Source organism: Mesonia sediminis (assembly GCF_042684705.1).
GTDB classification, from domain to species: Bacteria; Bacteroidota; Bacteroidia; order Flavobacteriales; family Flavobacteriaceae; genus Mesonia; species Mesonia sediminis.
Window position 1 is genome coordinate 79,638 of sequence record NZ_JBHULZ010000004.1, and the last position, 16,977, is coordinate 96,614.

The following is a 16,977-nucleotide window of genomic DNA, read 5'->3' on the forward strand; positions in this document are numbered from 1 at the left end:
ACTCCAAATAACCATGACTTTTCAAGAAGAAATACTACAAGGAATCCCAGACGATTTACCTCCTGTAAAAACATACGACCCGAGTATTAACCATGCCCCTAAAAGGAAAGAAATTTTAAGCGAAACCGAAAAAGTTCTGGCGTTGCAAAATGCTTTACGCTATTTTGATAAGAAACATCACGCTACGCTCCTACCTGAGTTCAAACAAGAATTGGAAGATTACGGCCGAATCTACATGTATAGGTTTAGACCCAGTTATAAAATATACGCTCGTGATATAAATGAGTATCCTGGTGAGTCTACACAGGCTAAGGCCATAATGCTCATGATTCAAAATAATTTAGATCACGCGGTTGCCCAACACCCGCACGAATTAATCACTTATGGCGGTAACGGTGGGGTTTTTTCAAATTGGGCACAGTACCGATTAACGATGCAATATTTAGCCACAATGAATGATGAGCAAACGCTAGTGATGTACAGTGGGCACCCCATGGGTTTATTCCCTTCGCACAAAGAAGCTCCTCGAGTAGTGGTAACTAACGGTATGATGATACCGAACTATTCTAAACCAGATGATTGGGAGAAATTTAATGCTTTGGGCGTGACCCAATACGGGCAAATGACTGCCGGAAGCTATATGTACATAGGACCGCAAGGTATCGTTCACGGAACCACTATAACCGTTTTAAACGGATTTAGAAAGATTAAAAAATCGCCAAAAGGAGGTTTATTTGTAACTTCAGGATTAGGTGGTATGAGTGGAGCACAACCTAAGGCAGGAGATATTGCAGGCTGCGTTAGCGTTTGCGCAGAAGTAAACCCAAAAGCCACCAAAACAAGACACGAGCAAGGTTGGGTTAAAGAGGTAATAAGCGATTTAGATGAACTAGTAAAGCGTGTTAAAGATGCTTTAAAAAATAAAGAAGCGGTTTCGATAGCTTACGCTGGAAATATTGTCGAGGTATGGGAAAAATTTGATGAAGAAAATGTTCATATTGATTTGGGCAGTGACCAAACCTCTTTGCATAATCCGTGGGCCGGCGGTTATTACCCCGTAGGGCTAAGCTATGAGGAGTCAAATACAATGATGGCTAATGACCCAGACCAATTCAAAAAAGAAGTACAACGCAGTTTAATACGGCACGCAAAAGCAATAAACAAACATACCGCCAAAGGAACTTACTTTTTTGATTATGGCAATGCTTTTTTACTAGAAGCCAGCAGAGCAGGAGCAGATATTATGGCGGATAACGGAATTGACTTTAAATATCCTAGTTATGTACAAGATATTATGGGACCTATGTGCTTCGATTACGGTTTTGGTCCTTTTAGATGGGTTTGTGCTTCGGGCCAAACAAAAGATCTCGTAAAAACAGATGCTATTGCCACTCAAGTGTTAGAAAGCTTAAAGCAGGGCGCACCGGAAGAGATTCAGCAACAAATGCAAGACAACATTACTTGGATTAAAGGTGCTCAAGAGAATAAATTAGTTGTAGGTTCACAAGCACGAATTTTATATGCCGATGCAGAAGGCCGTATGAAAATCGCCGAGGCCTTTAATGAAGCGATAGAAAGAGGTGAGATTGGTCCGGTCATCTTAGGTAGAGATCATCACGACGTTTCTGGAACAGATTCGCCTTATCGAGAAACCTCAAATATCTATGACGGAAGTAAATTTACGGCAGACATGGCCATTCATAACGTAATAGGTGATAGCTTTAGAGGAGCCACTTGGGTGAGTATACACAACGGTGGAGGCGTAGGCTGGGGCGAAGTAATAAATGGAGGCTTCGGTATGGTTCTTGATGGTTCTAAAGAAGCTGCAAATCGCTTAAAATCAATGTTGTTCTGGGATGTTAACAATGGTATTGCCAGAAGATCTTGGGCCAGAAATGAGGGGGCTATTTTTGCCATCAAAAGAGCGATGGAAAACGAGCCAAACCTCAAGGTTACATTACCCCAGATGGTTGATGAAGATTTGCTGAATAATCTTTAAATACGTTTTTTATGAGAGCCTTTCTAAAAATATCAAGCCTACTGTTATTTCTATTTTTCTTAGGGGCTTGCTCTAGTGTGCAAGTTACTACAGATTATGACCAAAAAGTGAATTTTGACCACTACCAAAGTTTTGCGTTTTATAAACCTGGTATTGACCAAGCTAAAATTTCTGATTTAGATAAAAGGCGAATTCTAAAGGCCATAGAAAAGGAACTTACAGCCAAAGGTTTACAAAAAAAGAAAAGTGCAGATTTATTGATTAGTATTTTTACGAAAACTAAAGAAAATGTAAATATCTATCAAAATAACTTTGGATATGGCTGGGGCTTCTCCCCCTTTTATGGGAGCCATTGGCATAATACCGTTTCACGAGAAACCGAAGGTACATTATTTATAGATTTGGTTGATCGAGAATCAATGGAGCTGGTTTGGCAAGGAATAGGTGAGGGCCCGCTTTCAAAAGATCGCGAAACCAAGATTGAACGTATTCAAGAAATTGTACACGAGATTTTAAAAAAGTATCCGCCTGAGAAGTAAAATCAGTTTAAGTCATTAACAAACATAAAAGCTATTCTTATTTTAGAATAGCTTTTATGTTTATTTAATAACTGACACCCTTTAATCAATGGTTTTACATTTGTACTGCCTGTATTGCCAATTTGAAATACCTTGATATTTGTTAATAGCAGACTAGAAAAAATCCTTTCAAAATTAATGTGTTAAGATGTAGCTTTTCTGTTTCTTTTAAATGTGCTAATGAAAATCCCTCCTACCGAAATCGCAATTAAGCAACTGGCTGCAAATAACCACTGATAGAGATTAGGCAGTGCGGGCGCATTAAAAATTTTCATCAAAGCCTGCCAAAAAATTAAAATTTCTGTTAGTACGAACCCAAGCAAATAGATCTTATAGTTTCTAGAAGTTAGGCTCAATAAATTGCTTTGGTGTAATAGATAAAAAATTGCCGGAGTTACAACTCCTAAAAACACCCAATGTAAAAAACCAATTGCTAAATTTTTAAAATTAACTATATAATTTGATATAAAAGGAAAAGCAGCTAGCAATTGCATTAGTAGTTTTACAAAATAGAACAACAGTACTGTTTTTAATAAACTCGCATTTAGTTTTGAATTAACGACAGGCAGCATAAAGGCTTGTTTTCTAAAGTAAGTTACCAAATACCATAAAGCCAAAAATTGAAAAACACCTCCTATTATAGCCAAGATATGCATCCAAAAGCCTGGTTTAAGAAACAAAATTGATATCAAAAAACTTAAGCACACTCCCCAATGAAAAAAAATTATAAAGCTTTTAAAATTAGCTTGTCGCATGTAAACTTTCTTTTGTTCTAAAACGAATAAAAATCCGCCTATGAGCGCTAGAATCATCCACGCATTATATTGAAAATGCAGGTAAAAATAAATCGCTACTCGGTACCAAGGTGAATCTGCTCCCAGTATGCTCATAATAGGACCAATGGCCCAAGGTCCGATGCTCGAAATAACCATATATAGTAGGGCTAGGTGCGTACATTTATAAGCCGGACTTGCTCGCTTTTCTTTTGGAATATATTTTAGAAAAGACCAATAAAAGCCATAACTGCAAAATAAAAATAGGGTCGAAAAAAATATGGATACCGCAGCGTAGCCCTGAATGGGAAAACTAAGCATCATACCGACTATGCTTATCAAGGTACAACTATAAATACACAAAAAAACCCGATTTGGCACCCAGTCTTTTAAATAGTTCTTATAAATCAAGAGTACCAAGGCTAGATAAATCCAACCGAGAATAGCTGTATGGGAATGCGCGTGAACAATATGTTTAAAAACGACAGGTAAATCGACAAAGAACAACATGCGTAAAGCTAAACCTCCAACAATAGCTGCTAAAAATAGGCCCAGTGCTATGTAAAGTTGGATGCTTTGTTTTACTTGCATTAATATTATTTTAAAAGTCTTTCTTTTTAGCTTTTCTTGCAATATTAAGTACGGGTAAAATCACCCAAATCATAAGGGTTGATAGCGCAGCAAATAAACCCAAATTAGTACCAAAAAACTTTTGAAACACCGCTCCTGTGTACCCTAGAAGTGCAGCGATATCTAACTTTAGTAAAATTAAAATTCTAGAAAGGTCTATAGGATTAAAAGTAGTGGCTATGAGTGTGAATTTATCTAAGGGGTATGTTTCAAACATAATTAAAGACATTAAAAACAATCCATCATAAATTACAGCGAGAAAAAGCCAAAGCAATATGGCATAACTGAATCCTTTAATTTTATTCTCGTTATATAATGCAATATTAAATGCTAAGGCGGTGAATATGAAAGTTAACATTGCTCCAGTAATTAACAGCAAACTAAAGTTCCAAATAGCACCCGATTGAAACAAACCATAAAGTACAAAAGGAATGCCCAACCCAAGAACCAAGCTCATTACCAGCGATAAAGCTACGCCTAAGTATTGACCTAAGAATATAGAGGAACGTTTAACAGGTTGCGCCAATAGTAACTCTGTAAATTCTTTAGAATTATAATAATACATAACCCCAAAAATTGTCCCTATTAAGGGCACCAAAATTATGATTACGTTCATTAAAGTTATTACCGCTTTGGATAAATCCTGATTAAGGAACAAAAGTACAAACGACAAAAGCAAATAGAACAACAGGTAGACATAGCTCCATCGGCTTCTTATTAAATCGAAGAAACTGTATTTTAAAATTTTAAGCATGGTTTTTCATTAAAAGGTGAGCAATTGCGTGTTCAAAATCGGTTTGTTGGGTTTTTTCTCTTAGTTGATGAATATTGCCTTTAAAATAAATTTTCCCTTCGAGAATAAAAACAATCTCGTCTGAGATTTCTTCAACAAAACTCATAATATGCGAAGTAACCAAAATAGTTTTACCCTTTTCTTTTTCTCGCTGTATCAGTTCTTTTAAATGAAGTAATGCAATTGGATCTAAGCCTGTGGTTGGTTCATCTAAAATAATTAAAGGGCTATCAAACATAAAAGTTAAAACGATGTTTACCTTTTGCTTGGTACCTCCTGATAGGTTGCTTAATTTCTTATCTAAAAAAGGCTCTAAATGAAATAATTTGATCAAATGATCTGCTTGGGCATTACCTCCACGTAAATCCTTTATCATTCCTAATAATTCTTTAACCCCTAAATTACCTGGGAAATTAGCGATTTGTGGTAGGTAATCAATATTTTTTCTATAAAGACCATTGGCATGAGTTCTTTTACCTTGAATAAAAATCTCACCTTGATCTGGAACCACCATACCTAAAATTGATTTTATTAAAGTTGTCTTACCTGAGCCATTTGGACCTAATACGGCAAAGATACCTTGATTGGGGATTTCTAAATCTATCCCTTTAAGCACTTTGTTTTTCCCGAATTTTTTATGAATATTCTTAATTTCTATCATTACTTTTTTCTCATTAAAGGGGCTTTATCTACTAAGTTATCGGGTGTAAACACCGGGGACACTTTTTCTGAAAAGTCAATAATATCAACAAATAAACTCCTCATCAAAATAATAGTTTCAGGTGTTCTATTTACGATATAACTAAATAGTTTTACTGGTCTATACGGCACATCTCCAAAACCGTCTTCATCTAAATCATAGCCCGTATAGGAGCTCCAGTAATTATTTAAAAACAAATTATTATTTAACTTACTATTGTAACTAACATCAAAAGAGTTATACAAAAAATTATTTTCTAAAAATTTATTCTCATAGCAAGCACCACGCACCTTTACTGCCCATCCGTTATTCTTGAAAGTATTCTTAAGGTAATTTACACGATTGGAGCCCTCAATATTTATTCCTGTTGTATTTTCTTCAAAAATATTCTCAACAATTTCGGCGTCATTAATTTCTTTAAGCAACAAACCGTAAGAAGCCGTTCCCCAGTTGTACCTAAAGTGGTTCGCCCTCATCTCAATCCGCTTAGAAAACATAACTGCAACACCAGCACCATTATTTTCAAAAATATTTTGTGCGTAAGCATCGTCATTGCTAAACATAAAATGAAGACCATAGCGCAAATTGTCCTTACTTATATTATCTTCTATAATACAATGGTCTGCAAATTCAAGATAGATTCCATCACGCACTTTTTGAATTAAATTTTCTTTAATGGTAATACGTTTTGAATACCATAACTGGATGCCATTACCCGAATTATGTTCTGATACAGCATCGCCTAATATTTTATTATTACGTACAATACCATCACTGGCTTTTTCTAAATAAATACCAAAAAATATTTTTTCGAGTATTAAGTCTTCAAGAATGAAATTTTTTGCTTTGCTTACGCGGATAGCAGCATAGTCTTCTGTATAACTGGAACCTACATTAATTAATTTAATTCCAGATATTCGAACACCATCGGCAAATACATTTAGGATATCGGCCTTGTTAAGACCATCAATCACTGGGTAATCATAACCTTTTAGGTAAAGAGGCTTGTCTATTACAATTTTATTCTCGCGATAAGTACCCTTTTTAATATGAATAGTATCACCGCTTCGCGCTTCTGTCACAGCTTTCTTAATGCTAGAATAAGGGCAAGTTTCGCATACCTCAATTTGAGCATAAAGCGTATTTGCCCCAATCAAGAAAACTACTATTAATAAAATAGATTTAAAATAACCTTGTAGCATAGCTTCAGATTCAATTGATTTAATTTTGCTGCTGGTCTAGAATTTCATTCCAGGTATAGATTGCACCTCCTTTTTCTAGCTGCACCTTTTGGGCTTGTTCTCGATTAGGAAAAGCAGTAATAAATTCGCCCATAGGACTAGGAATATTTTCAGAAATTAGGTAAATCGCCGTCTGGGCAGAGATAAGCTCTGAGGGTACTAGATAATGATTGGTAAAGAATTGTTCTGGTGTTTCTTTAACCATTTCTTGTTTAAAATCTATTAAACATTCTAAAGCATCAAATTTATATACCTTACCCTTATCTGTAACTATTTCTGCTCCGTGAATTTGATCGACAATCGTCATTTTACAAAAATCACAACTATCTTCTCCATAAGCGATTGGTTGCTTTTCTTTACTACAACTCACCAAAGTTATAAAACTGAATATGGCGACTAATTTTTTCATTTCTTTGAAGATTTTAGCCCTATTAAATAGGCTATAAAAGTTAATAGCATCCCTACGGTTAATAAAATTCCGCCTAGAGCTGGATAAGAAACCGCTGTAAAGTTAAGTATATCACGTCGGCCTAGCAAGGGTGGTTTATAGCTAAACGGGTTTCCATCTGCATCTACCACTTTAATAATTGCTTTGGGATCAAGGTTTGTACCGTAATCTACCAACCAAGCATTGAAGTCGTACATACCTAAGATACCTAAAACTGTCATCATCACTAGCCAACCTAAAAACCATTTATGAGACACTTTAGAAAACAAACCTAAAAAGCCAATTAATACTCCTAGAATAGCCATTCCTCCTACTACCAAAGGGAAAGTTCTAAACTCCCACATATCTGCTGGAGTAGGTAACTTTTGCATACCAATATAGTGATTTAGACCATCAATATTTTGCAAATCATACTCGGTAAAGCCCTGAAGACCATCGAGATGAATGTACATTCCTAAACCGTCTGGATATTGGGGAGCTTCCAACTCTACTGTCCATAACGGATAAATAAATAAGCTAAACAATAAAGCCGAGCCTATTATCATTATAATACTTGCACTTTTCATACTCAATTTTGTTAAATTAAAAAGGCAGAGACCATCGAGACTTGATAATCCCTGCCTTCAAAAAATCAATTAAACAACAATTATTATTCTACATCCTCACCTAAAGACCACTCTAACTCAATGTCAGAATCTTTTGGTGAAACACGTATATATCCTTGCATTTCTTGATGAAGAGCAGAACAGAAATCTGTACAATAGAATGGCCATACTCCTACTTGTTTAGGTTCCCAAACCGAAGTTTTAGTTTGACCTGGCATAATTAACAACTCAGAGTTGTTTTGCCCTATAATTGCAAATCCGTGTGGTACATCAAAATCTTGCTCTAAGTTAGTGATGTGGAAGTAAACTTTATCGCCTACTTTAATTCCTTCAATATTATCTGGCGAGAAGTGACTACGTATTGTTGTCATATATACGTGTACTACATTACCTTCACGAACTACCTTAGTTTCGGCTTCGCTTTTTGCTGCAAATGGGTGTGTGTTCTCACTCAACTTATAAAATTTCTTTGAATTAGGCGCTACTTTATCTGCTTTAATAGCAGCAGCGTAGTGTGGCTCACCGTGAGTTGGGAAATCTAGCAGCAATTCCATTTTCTCTCCAGAAATATCATATAATTGCGCAGAGTGCTCTAATTCTGGTCCAGTTGGTAAATAACGATCTTTAGTAATTTTGTTCATCGCAAACATATACTTGCCATCTGGCTCTCTTGAGTTACCTCCTGCAATTGTTAAGTGCCCTACAGAGTAATAAGTAGGTTTTCTATCAATAACTTCCCAAGTACCTAATTTCCATTTCACAACCTCAGAAGAGATAAAGAAAGTAGTGTAGGCATTTCCTTTGTCATCAAATTCGGTATGAAGAGGTCCTAATCCTGCTTGCTCTACTTGTCCTGCCAATACATCTTCAAAACTTAAAATAGGAATACCGTAAGCTTCACCTTCAAACTTTTCATTTTTTATTGCCTCTTGCATTTTTTCAAAGGAGTGAACAGTTAAGTTAGCCGATAATTTACCATTACCTACAATGTACTTACCATCTGGTGATACATCACAACCGTGAGGTGATTTAGGTGTTGGCAGCAAGTAAACCGCACCAGGAACTTCTGTAGGATCAATTACCCGTACCTCTTTTTTCATAGTTGAAGTAGCGGTATGAGAATTATGATCATACACGTTATGCGCATAATTCGAAGGCATCATTTTTCCTCCACCATTGTTAATGTACTCTTCAATTTTTTTCCAGTTTACAGCTGCGATAAAATCCTTATCATTTTGCGAAGCGTTTACCTCTAATAAAGTGCTTGCTTCTTCTGTATTATAAGTTGTAAAGAAGAACCAACCGTGAGAATCGCCTCGACCTGGGTGAGAAAGATCGTAATTAAATCCTGGCATTAACAATTGGAATTTTATATCCATATGCCCAGTTTCTTTTTCAACTCCAATAAAAGACAAGGCTCCTTTAAATTTACCTTTATACTCTTTTATGCTGATATCTTGTTGCGGAACAGGAACAGAGAATCTAGTCCCGGCTACTACATACTCAGTGTTTTCAGTTACAAAAGAAGAACTGTGATTCCCTGCACTATTCGGCACCTCAATAATTTCCACTGTTTCAAAAGTTTCTAAATCGATTCTCGCGATTCTAGGTGTGTTGTTTTCATTTATAAAAATCCAACGTCCGTCAGTTACCCCTTCAGTTTGTGAAATATCTGGGTGGTGCGAATCTCCCCAAGGGATAAAACCATGCGAGGTATTTAACATTGGCTTTGTTTCTTCTGAGTAGCCATAACCTGAAGTTGGAAATTGACTAAAAACAGGAATTTCTTTAAATAATCTTCCCGAAGGCAAACCATAAACGGTTAAATTTCCGCTATATCCTCCAGATATAAATGCATAATACTCGTCCTGTTCTCCAGGTGCTACGTAAACTTTTTCTGCTGCGCTGCTATTTAAAGCACCTCCAGCACTACTTTTCTTGTTGACATTGTCACCACAACTCATCATCGCTGCGGCAGCTAAGAGCCCAATACCTAAGTTTAGAATTTTCATGTTTATTTATTTTTGGTTTATAGTGTTCTAAAATACTCCAAGACTTGTCTCGCTTCTTCCTCGGTTAAGCCTTGATTAGCCATTGGTGATCCATTAAATTCTATCAATAAATCTTTAGCCAAAGGATCTTCTCTCACCATTCGTTCTGGCGCCAAAATCATATTCATCACCCATTCTGGAGATCTACGCTCTAAAATTCCCTTAGGTGCGGGCCCTATAAAACGCTTATCAACTTTATGGCAAGCTGTACACATTTTCTCATATACTTCTTTCCCTTTGGCTGCCATAGCTTGATCTATATCTGCAGGTAAATCAACACTGGTGATAGGACCTACCCCTTTGTTATCTAAATCTACACGTTTAGAAGCTGGAACCTTATCGGCTTTTTTCTCCTTTTTTACTGGTTCAGCTTGATTTAAAGTAATTTTCTCCTTTTTCTCTTCTTTCTTGTTGTCTCCTCCACAGCTTACTAGTATTCCTGCAAAAGCTAACATAAGAACGCTTAATTTTAAATAGTTTTTCATTGTTACTGATTTTTCGGTTATTAAATCGAAACAAAGATAAGGGAGTATAGATTTTTAAAATATGACTAATATCATTAAAAAAGACTTTTTTGTCCTGATCATGTACTCTATCTTTGCAGTATGATTAATAAAAGTGGTATTTTTTCTAAATCTTGTTCGCACGCTTTAAAAGCTGCAACTTATGTAGGTCAAAAAGGACTGGAAAATAAAGCAGTTAAACTTAAAGATATAGCTGAAGAAATTAATAGTCCTCTAGCCTTTACAGCCAAAATTTTACAGAAATTGGTTAAAGCAAACATTATTGAAAGTAACAGAGGGGCCAAAGGTGGTTTTTTTGTTACCCCAGTGAATCTTAAAAAAGTAGTTTTAAAAGATATTGTTTTTGCTATTGACGGAGAAGGTTCTTATAACGGTTGTGCTTTAGGATTTGAAAAATGTAGTGCATCAAAACCCTGCGCTCTGCATTTTCAAATTTTACCTATCCGAGAAAAATTAAAGGAAACCTTAGTAAGCACAACCTTGGAAGATTTAGCTAGAGCAGTTGATGAAAACACTACTTTTTTAAAAGAATAAAAAATTTATATCTAAATCGGACATTCTTGTCTTAATTAATGCGTTATGGAGAATATATTGAATAAACAAATTGGAGAGCTAGTAGCTCAAGACTACCGAACTGCAGCTATTTTTAATGCATACGGAATTGATTTTTGCTGTCGCGGAAATCGAAAAGTGAATGATGTTTGTGATCTAAAAAAAATAAACAAGCAACAATTGGAGAATCAATTACAGCATGTTTTCACCGAAAAAACAACAGGCGAACCAGATTTTAGAGCTTGGCCTCTGGATTTATTAGCCGATTATATCGAGAAAACACATCATCGCTATGTAAGTGAAAAAAGTCCTGTCTTGCAACAATTCTTAACCAAGTTATGCAAAGTACATGGCGAAAGACATCCGGAGTTATTTACCATTCACGATGCTTTTAATGCCTTAGCCAAAGAATTGGCTTCGCATATGAAAAAAGAAGAATTAATACTCTTCCCGTTTATCAGAAAAATGATCAACCATAAACTTACTCATCAACCGCTAGAAAGGCCGCATTTTGGCAGTGTTGAAAATCCTATTAACATGATGGAACATGAGCATACCGAAGCCGGCGAATTACTGCAGGTTATAGAAAAAAACACAAATAGCTACGCCCCCCCAGCCGATGCTTGTAATACTTACCGCGTGACCTTTGCGATGCTAAAAGAATTTGAAGAGGATTTACACAAACATATACACCTCGAAAATAATATCTTGTTTCCTAAAGCAATCGCTTTAGAAAAAGAGCAAGATGTTGCTGTTTAATTTTACTTTTTTTCAACAGAAACGCTCGGGTGTACACCCGAGCGTTTCTAGTTTATTTTAATACCTATTATGAAATAACTTCCCAGTTCGAAGCACTTTGTTTCGCTTGCGCAATTTGTTGTCTTTGATTTCTTAGAATATCTTTTGTAGTACCCGGTAAAGTAGACTCCGCTAAAATTTCATCATAATCTTCAAGAGCAGCTTCTTCCCCTCGTTGTACTTCTTTCATAACGGTTTCATTCTCATTTCCTGAAAAAGCAGTTTTAACATCCATCCACGTTCGGTGTAAAGAGCCCTTTGCACTTCCTCCTTTATCTGGCTCTTGATCAAAAGCTCTAATTTCTTGCTTAATCTCGTGACCAAAATTATAGCGTTGTTGCGCTTGCTCTTGTAAAAACGACTTCATCTTCGCATCTTTAACGTTATCTGCCGCTTCTTTATAACCTTTTTCGGCATCATAGGTTTTTTCTAGTAGTTGGTTTAATTTGTCTGCGACTTCTTTTCTAAATTCCATAGTTTTAAGTTTTTTAATTTCCTCTAATTTACGACACCAAAGCCATTTAAAGCGCTGTATTAACACAGGCTTATTATGCCATTAACTAAGATTAACGTTAGCCTTATAGCCCTTAAAATAATTTTAAGATTTCATCAACTTAAACCAAATATCTTACTACATTTTATTTTTCAATCTTTTTCTAAAAGCCTAGTTTTTACAATACTATCCTGTAATGCTTTTAGATTTTTAGTATTTATAATAAGTAAATGCTTGCTTCCCTTAAATTTTATACCCAAACCTAACCCTGGCTTATTACAAAAAAATATGTTCCCCTGGTAATCCGATTTCCAGCCAATACCATACCACCAAGGTATTTTCCTAACACAAAATTCATTTACATCAACTCCTGTCAAATCAATCTTTTTACGAATTATTCCTAGGCCAAAAACGATTAAAATAGCATTTTGCTCAACACGGATGAGCATTCTATAAAACAAGGCAAGCATTAAACTGATGAGTCCTAACGCAATAAGGAGTCCCAAAGGGTTTTCTCCTCTTGCACTAATACTAATTGCTCCCAAAAGACTTAGTAGCCATAAAATAATGAGTAATAAATTTAAAAATTTAGGGTATTGTTTTTCCTCGTAAACCATCGCAAAAAATAAAAAGCCAGCTTGAAACCTTTCAGGCTGACTTTTACATTAAAATCACCAATTTGGTTAATAATTTAATAAAGATTGAATTTTAGATTTCACTTTCTCTGTAGAAGGAATCATAGTTTCTTCTAACGTTGAGTTTAAAGGTATCGCAGGCATATTTTCTGAGCCTATCGTCATTACTGGAGCATCTAAAGATTTGAAACATTTTTCTTGTATTTTTCCCGATAAAGCTCTTGCAAAAGTATTGTCGGACGGCTCTTCGGTTACAACTAAACATTTGCCGCATTTCTTTACGGATTTCATTATCGTCTCCTCATCAAGTGGATGTAAAGTTCGTAAATCTACCACTTCAATTTGATCTTGTAGACCTAATTCCGCGGAAGCGTTCACGGCCCAATGCACGCCCATCCCATAAGTAATAATACTCAAGGTCTCTTTGTCTTCTTGCTTCCAGATTTCTTGTAAAATCCAAGCTTTTCCAAATGGCAACACATAGTCTTCACTCGGCTCTATAGAGGTTGCCCCCTTGGTTCCCGGCACTTTGCTCCAGTACAATCCTTTGTGTTCAAAAATTACTACCGGATTTGGGTCGTAATAAGCGGCTTTCATCAATCCTTTTAAATCGGCTCCGTTACTAGGATAAGCTATTTTTACACCTCTAATATTACTTACCACACTTTCTACCGAAGAAGAGTGATAAGGACCACCGCTACCGTATGCGCCAATAGGCACTCGCAACACCATAGATACTGGCCACTTGCCATTAGACAAAAAGCAGCTTCGACTTACTTCTGTAAACAGTTGGTTTAATCCTGGCCAGATATAATCGGCAAATTGTACCTCAACAATTGGTTTCAAGCCAACCGCAGACATACCTACGGTAGACCCTATTATAAAAGCCTCTTGTATTGGGGTGTTGAACACGCGGTTATCTCCAAACTTTTGCGCTAAGGTGGCAGCTTCTCTAAACACACCTCCTAATCTGCCGCCAACATCTTGCCCGTATAGCAAGCATTCTTTATGCTTCTTCATCAGCTCTTCAATAGCAAAAAGAGCACAATCAACCATCACCACCTTATCTGCGCCTTCTGGTGAACGCTCTCCTTTTTCTTCGGTAATCGGTGTTGGTGCAAAATCATGCGTAAATAAATCTTCTGGCTTAGGATCTTCTGCTTGTAGTGCTTCTTGGTAATGTTCTTTTACTTTTACGCGTGCCAGAGCTTCTATGGCTTCGATTTCATCTTCCGTAAAGTTATTTTCCGCGAGGTATTCTTTCATTTTAGGATACGGGTCGCGTGTTTTTGCCTCCTCTAAATCATCACGATAAAACTCCATACGCACCCCCGAAGTATGGTGATTTAGCAAAGGTACTTTGGCATGAATCAATATGGGTCTTCTTTCTTTACGGATGGTTTTTAGTGCATTTTGAACCGTGGTATAGCTTTCTTCAAAATTGGTACCGTCAATCGAGAAGGCTTCTAAACCTTTGAAACCTTGTGCATACTCAGCGGCGTTTTGGGCTCTTGTTTCAGCCTCATTGGCCGAGATATCCCAACCATTATCTTGAACCAAATACAAAATAGGTAGTTTTTTAAGAACAGCCATTTGTAAGGCCTCGGCAACCTCTCCTTCTGTAACAGAAGCATCCCCTAAAGAGCACACCACGACCGGTTTTTCTCCGTTTACCAAAGCTTCCTCTTGTCCCATTTGCTTATAGAAAGCATACTTTTCATCTTCGGTAAACAAATCGCCACCTTCACGATAATGCATCCCTAGAGCTACACCAGTTGCGGGAATGGCTTGCATTCCTGTAGCTGAACTTTGATGCGGGATCTTAGGTTTATCGGCATCTTTTAAACTGGGATGCGAATAATAAGTGCGGCCGCCAGAAAACGGATCATCCTTTTTTGCTAGTACTTGAAGCATTAGATCTTTAGGCTGCATACCTATAGATAGCAAAATAGAGTCGTCTCTATAATAGGGAAACACGTAATCTTGCGGTAGCAGTTGCATACCTACAGCAATTTGAATCACTTCATGTCCACGAGAAGTGGCATGCACATATTTAGATACGGTTTTAAAATTCTCTTCGTATAACTCTGTTAAGGCTTTCGCGGTACACAGGTTAGAGAAGGCTTTTTTTAGTATATCTTTTTTAATCATTTTTTATTTTTTTAGAATCACGAAACAAGACGCTTTGAACCACGACTATTTCAGTTAATAGAATCAAGACTGTCAATAAAATTCGAGATTTTACTTTGTAATTTTTGTACTTTACTCTCTAAATTCAAATAACTTTCTTCTGAAAGAAAATTTTGACGATAACAAACTGCCAATTGGGTTTCCCATTCATAGGCAGAACCTAAGCTATCTTCTAAATATTTTACAAAATGTTTATCAGTTCGTTTACTGGAACCTTCCGAGATATTAGAAGCAATAGATACAGAACAACGATTCATTTGCGTTCTCAATCCATATCTCTCATAATCTGGTAAAGTGGCCGTAAAGAGATAGTTCTCATCTATTAACTCCACCGCTTCTTTCCAGATTTGTAATTTTTTAAAATTATGTCTTCGCATCAAATTTTATTTAGTCCTGTTACAAAATGTCCTGCATCAAATCGTCCGCTTTTCATTAAAATCTTCAAAATAATCGGCCACCCGACGCAAAAAACTTCCGCCAAGGAAACCATCTACTACACGATGATCAAAAGAAAGCGACAAGTACATCATACTTCTAATCTCTATTTTATCTTCTTCATCATATTCTATCACCTCTGCTCTTTTTTTGATAATTCCCGTTGCCAGAATAGCCACTTCAGGCTGATTGATAATTGGGGTTCCCATTAAACTACCAAAAGTACCTACATTAGAGATTGTAAAAGTGCTACCGCTGGTTTCCTCGTGCTTTAATTTGTTATTTCTAGCTTTCTCGGCTAATGCATTTACTTCGGCAGCAATAGTAGGTAAATCTTTTTTATCGGCATTTTTAACTACAGGAACAATGAGGTTCCCACTAGGTAAAGCTGTTGCCATTCCTATATTGATTTCCTCTTTTTTAATGATGTTTTTACCGTCTACACTAACATTTATCATGGGGAAATCTTTCACCGCTTTCGCCACAGCCTCAACAAATAATGGAGTAAAGGTAAGTCTTTGACCATATTTTTCTTGAAAAGCATTTTTGTTGGCGTTGCGCCAATTTACCATCTGGGTTAAATCGGCTTCAACATAGGCCGTAACGTGAGGCGAAGTATGTTTAGAATACACCATATGATCGGCAATCATTTGTCGCATGCGGTCCATTGCTATTATTTCGCCTTTTCCTTTATCCAGTTTCAAATCAGGTACCTTAAAACCGTCAACCTCGGGCACAGGCTGGGCAAACTGCGCAGGTCTTCCCTCTTCTATATATTTAAAAACGTCACTTTTGCGTAACCTGCCCTCATTACCTGTTGCCGGAATACGGGCCAACTCTTCATAGCTAATGTGATAATCTATAGCTATATTTTGAATCAGCGGTGAGATGTAAGTGTTCTGATTTTTATTTAGCGTATAACTTTGCGAAGTTGAAGTTGAGCTTGCCGACGGTTTTTTCTTAGACGCTTTTGGTTTTGCCGGTTTGGGCGATTCTTTTTTCGCTTCCGCGGAAGCTTTTTTCGCCGGTACCGCTTGGTCTTTTGACACCTCAATTTTTGCAATTACCTCACCAACTTTTACTACCTCATCAACTTGTGCTAAAATTTTTGTGATTACACCCGATGCAGGTGCTGGAACTTCAGAGTCTACTTTATCTGTGGCTACTTCTAAGATTATTTGATCTTGCTCAATAGCATCTCCTTCTTTAACCAACCAATTGATAATGGTACCCTCAGAAATACTTTCGCCCATTTTGGGCAGTTTAAATTCTATACTTGACATAAATGGTCTGTGTATGTTTATTTACATGGCTAACAAAAATAACATTTTAGCCTAGCAATACCAGCTAGAAAAGTAGTTTAATCATGATTTTATACCAATTTAATTGATTCAAACCTCATAATTGGTCGAAACTAAACGAACAAAAGAGCATTACCCCCTATAAAAATGGCACTTTAAGCATTTTTAGCGTGAGAATAACTAAAGTATTTTTAGTATTTTGCAACCCAATAAATCGTGTATATATTATAC

The 16,977-nt window shown here is 36.5% G+C and carries 17 protein-coding genes; 4 read left to right on the forward strand and 13 right to left on the reverse strand.

Annotated features, from left to right (window positions below; genetic code table 11):
- The first annotated feature begins 13 nt into the window (after window positions 1-13).
- Window positions 14-1,999, forward strand: coding sequence for a urocanate hydratase (locus ACFSQ0_RS00750; RefSeq protein ID WP_379042727.1), 1,986 nt, complete (start codon window positions 14-16; stop codon window positions 1,997-1,999).
- 11 nt (window positions 2,000-2,010) lie between these two features.
- Window positions 2,011-2,538: a DUF4136 domain-containing protein gene (locus ACFSQ0_RS00755; RefSeq protein ID WP_379042730.1), complete on the forward strand. Its 528-nt coding sequence runs from the start codon at window positions 2,011-2,013 to the stop codon at window positions 2,536-2,538.
- A 182-nt stretch (window positions 2,539-2,720) separates the two neighbouring features.
- Here the strand turns inward: ACFSQ0_RS00755 and ACFSQ0_RS00760 are convergent, their stop codons facing one another.
- From ACFSQ0_RS00760 to ACFSQ0_RS00795, 8 genes are all read right to left on the reverse strand, one after another.
- Window positions 2,721-3,941 (reverse strand): hypothetical protein, encoded by a 1,221-nt coding sequence (locus ACFSQ0_RS00760; protein ID WP_379042733.1) that lies wholly within the window; start codon window positions 3,939-3,941, stop codon window positions 2,721-2,723.
- Window positions 3,942-3,951: 10 nt separating this feature from the next.
- Window positions 3,952-4,734, reverse strand: a complete 783-nt coding sequence (locus ACFSQ0_RS00765; protein WP_379042736.1) for an ABC transporter permease — start codon at window positions 4,732-4,734, stop codon at window positions 3,952-3,954.
- Window positions 4,727-5,434 (reverse strand): ABC transporter ATP-binding protein, encoded by a 708-nt coding sequence (locus ACFSQ0_RS00770; protein WP_379042739.1) that lies wholly within the window; start codon window positions 5,432-5,434, stop codon window positions 4,727-4,729. Before ACFSQ0_RS00770 ends, ACFSQ0_RS00765 begins: the two co-directional genes overlap by 8 nt.
- A complete protein-coding gene (locus ACFSQ0_RS00775; RefSeq protein WP_379042742.1) occupies window positions 5,434-6,675 on the reverse strand; it encodes a nitrous oxide reductase family maturation protein NosD in 1,242 nt (413 codons plus the stop codon). Before ACFSQ0_RS00775 ends, ACFSQ0_RS00770 begins: the two co-directional genes overlap by 1 nt.
- Before the next feature lie 19 nt (window positions 6,676-6,694).
- The gene (locus tag ACFSQ0_RS00780) at window positions 6,695-7,123 is read right to left on the reverse strand and encodes a nitrous oxide reductase accessory protein NosL (RefSeq protein ID WP_379042745.1); all 429 of its coding nucleotides are present in this window, start codon (window positions 7,121-7,123) and stop codon (window positions 6,695-6,697) included.
- Window positions 7,120-7,728 carry a hypothetical protein gene (locus tag ACFSQ0_RS00785; protein WP_379042748.1) on the reverse strand — a complete coding sequence of 203 codons (609 nt, stop codon included), beginning with the start codon at window positions 7,726-7,728 and terminating at the stop codon, window positions 7,120-7,122. Before ACFSQ0_RS00785 ends, ACFSQ0_RS00780 begins: the two co-directional genes overlap by 4 nt.
- Window positions 7,729-7,811: 83 nt before the next feature.
- On the reverse strand, window positions 7,812-9,734 hold the full coding sequence (gene nosZ / locus ACFSQ0_RS00790) for a Sec-dependent nitrous-oxide reductase (RefSeq protein ID WP_379042889.1): 1,923 nt from the start codon (window positions 9,732-9,734) through the stop codon (window positions 7,812-7,814).
- 62 nt (window positions 9,735-9,796) lie between these two features.
- On the reverse strand, window positions 9,797-10,303 hold the full coding sequence (locus ACFSQ0_RS00795; RefSeq protein WP_379042751.1) for a c-type cytochrome: 507 nt from the start codon (window positions 10,301-10,303) through the stop codon (window positions 9,797-9,799).
- A 120-nt stretch (window positions 10,304-10,423) separates the two neighbouring features.
- On the opposite strand from ACFSQ0_RS00795, the gene ACFSQ0_RS00800 reads away from it, so the two are divergent.
- Together ACFSQ0_RS00800 and ric are read left to right on the forward strand one after the other, a co-directional pair.
- Window positions 10,424-10,876: an RrF2 family transcriptional regulator gene (locus tag ACFSQ0_RS00800; protein ID WP_379042754.1), complete on the forward strand. Its 453-nt coding sequence runs from the start codon at window positions 10,424-10,426 to the stop codon at window positions 10,874-10,876.
- A 45-nt stretch (window positions 10,877-10,921) separates the two neighbouring features.
- Window positions 10,922-11,653, forward strand: coding sequence for an iron-sulfur cluster repair di-iron protein (gene ric, locus ACFSQ0_RS00805; protein ID WP_379042757.1), 732 nt, complete (start codon window positions 10,922-10,924; stop codon window positions 11,651-11,653).
- 67 nt (window positions 11,654-11,720) lie between these two features.
- Here the strand turns inward: ric and ACFSQ0_RS00810 are convergent, their stop codons facing one another.
- The 5 genes from ACFSQ0_RS00810 to ACFSQ0_RS00830 all read right to left on the reverse strand — a co-directional run bounded on the left by ACFSQ0_RS00810 (window position 11,721) and on the right by ACFSQ0_RS00830 (window position 16,728).
- Window positions 11,721-12,167, reverse strand: coding sequence for a ferritin-like domain-containing protein (locus ACFSQ0_RS00810; RefSeq protein WP_379042760.1), 447 nt, complete (start codon window positions 12,165-12,167; stop codon window positions 11,721-11,723).
- 170 nt (window positions 12,168-12,337) lie between these two features.
- Complete coding sequence (locus ACFSQ0_RS00815) at window positions 12,338-12,802, reverse strand: hypothetical protein (RefSeq protein ID WP_379042763.1); 465 nt, start codon at window positions 12,800-12,802, stop codon at window positions 12,338-12,340.
- A 66-nt stretch (window positions 12,803-12,868) separates the two neighbouring features.
- Window positions 12,869-14,971 carry an alpha-ketoacid dehydrogenase subunit alpha/beta gene (locus ACFSQ0_RS00820; RefSeq protein WP_379042766.1) on the reverse strand — a complete coding sequence of 701 codons (2,103 nt, stop codon included), beginning with the start codon at window positions 14,969-14,971 and terminating at the stop codon, window positions 12,869-12,871.
- Between the two features lie 50 nt (window positions 14,972-15,021).
- On the reverse strand, window positions 15,022-15,387 hold the full coding sequence (locus ACFSQ0_RS00825; RefSeq protein ID WP_379042769.1) for a four helix bundle protein: 366 nt from the start codon (window positions 15,385-15,387) through the stop codon (window positions 15,022-15,024).
- Between the two features lie 36 nt (window positions 15,388-15,423).
- Window positions 15,424-16,728: a dihydrolipoamide acetyltransferase family protein gene (locus ACFSQ0_RS00830; protein ID WP_379042771.1), complete on the reverse strand. Its 1,305-nt coding sequence runs from the start codon at window positions 16,726-16,728 to the stop codon at window positions 15,424-15,426.
- Window positions 16,729-16,977 lie beyond the last annotated feature (249 nt).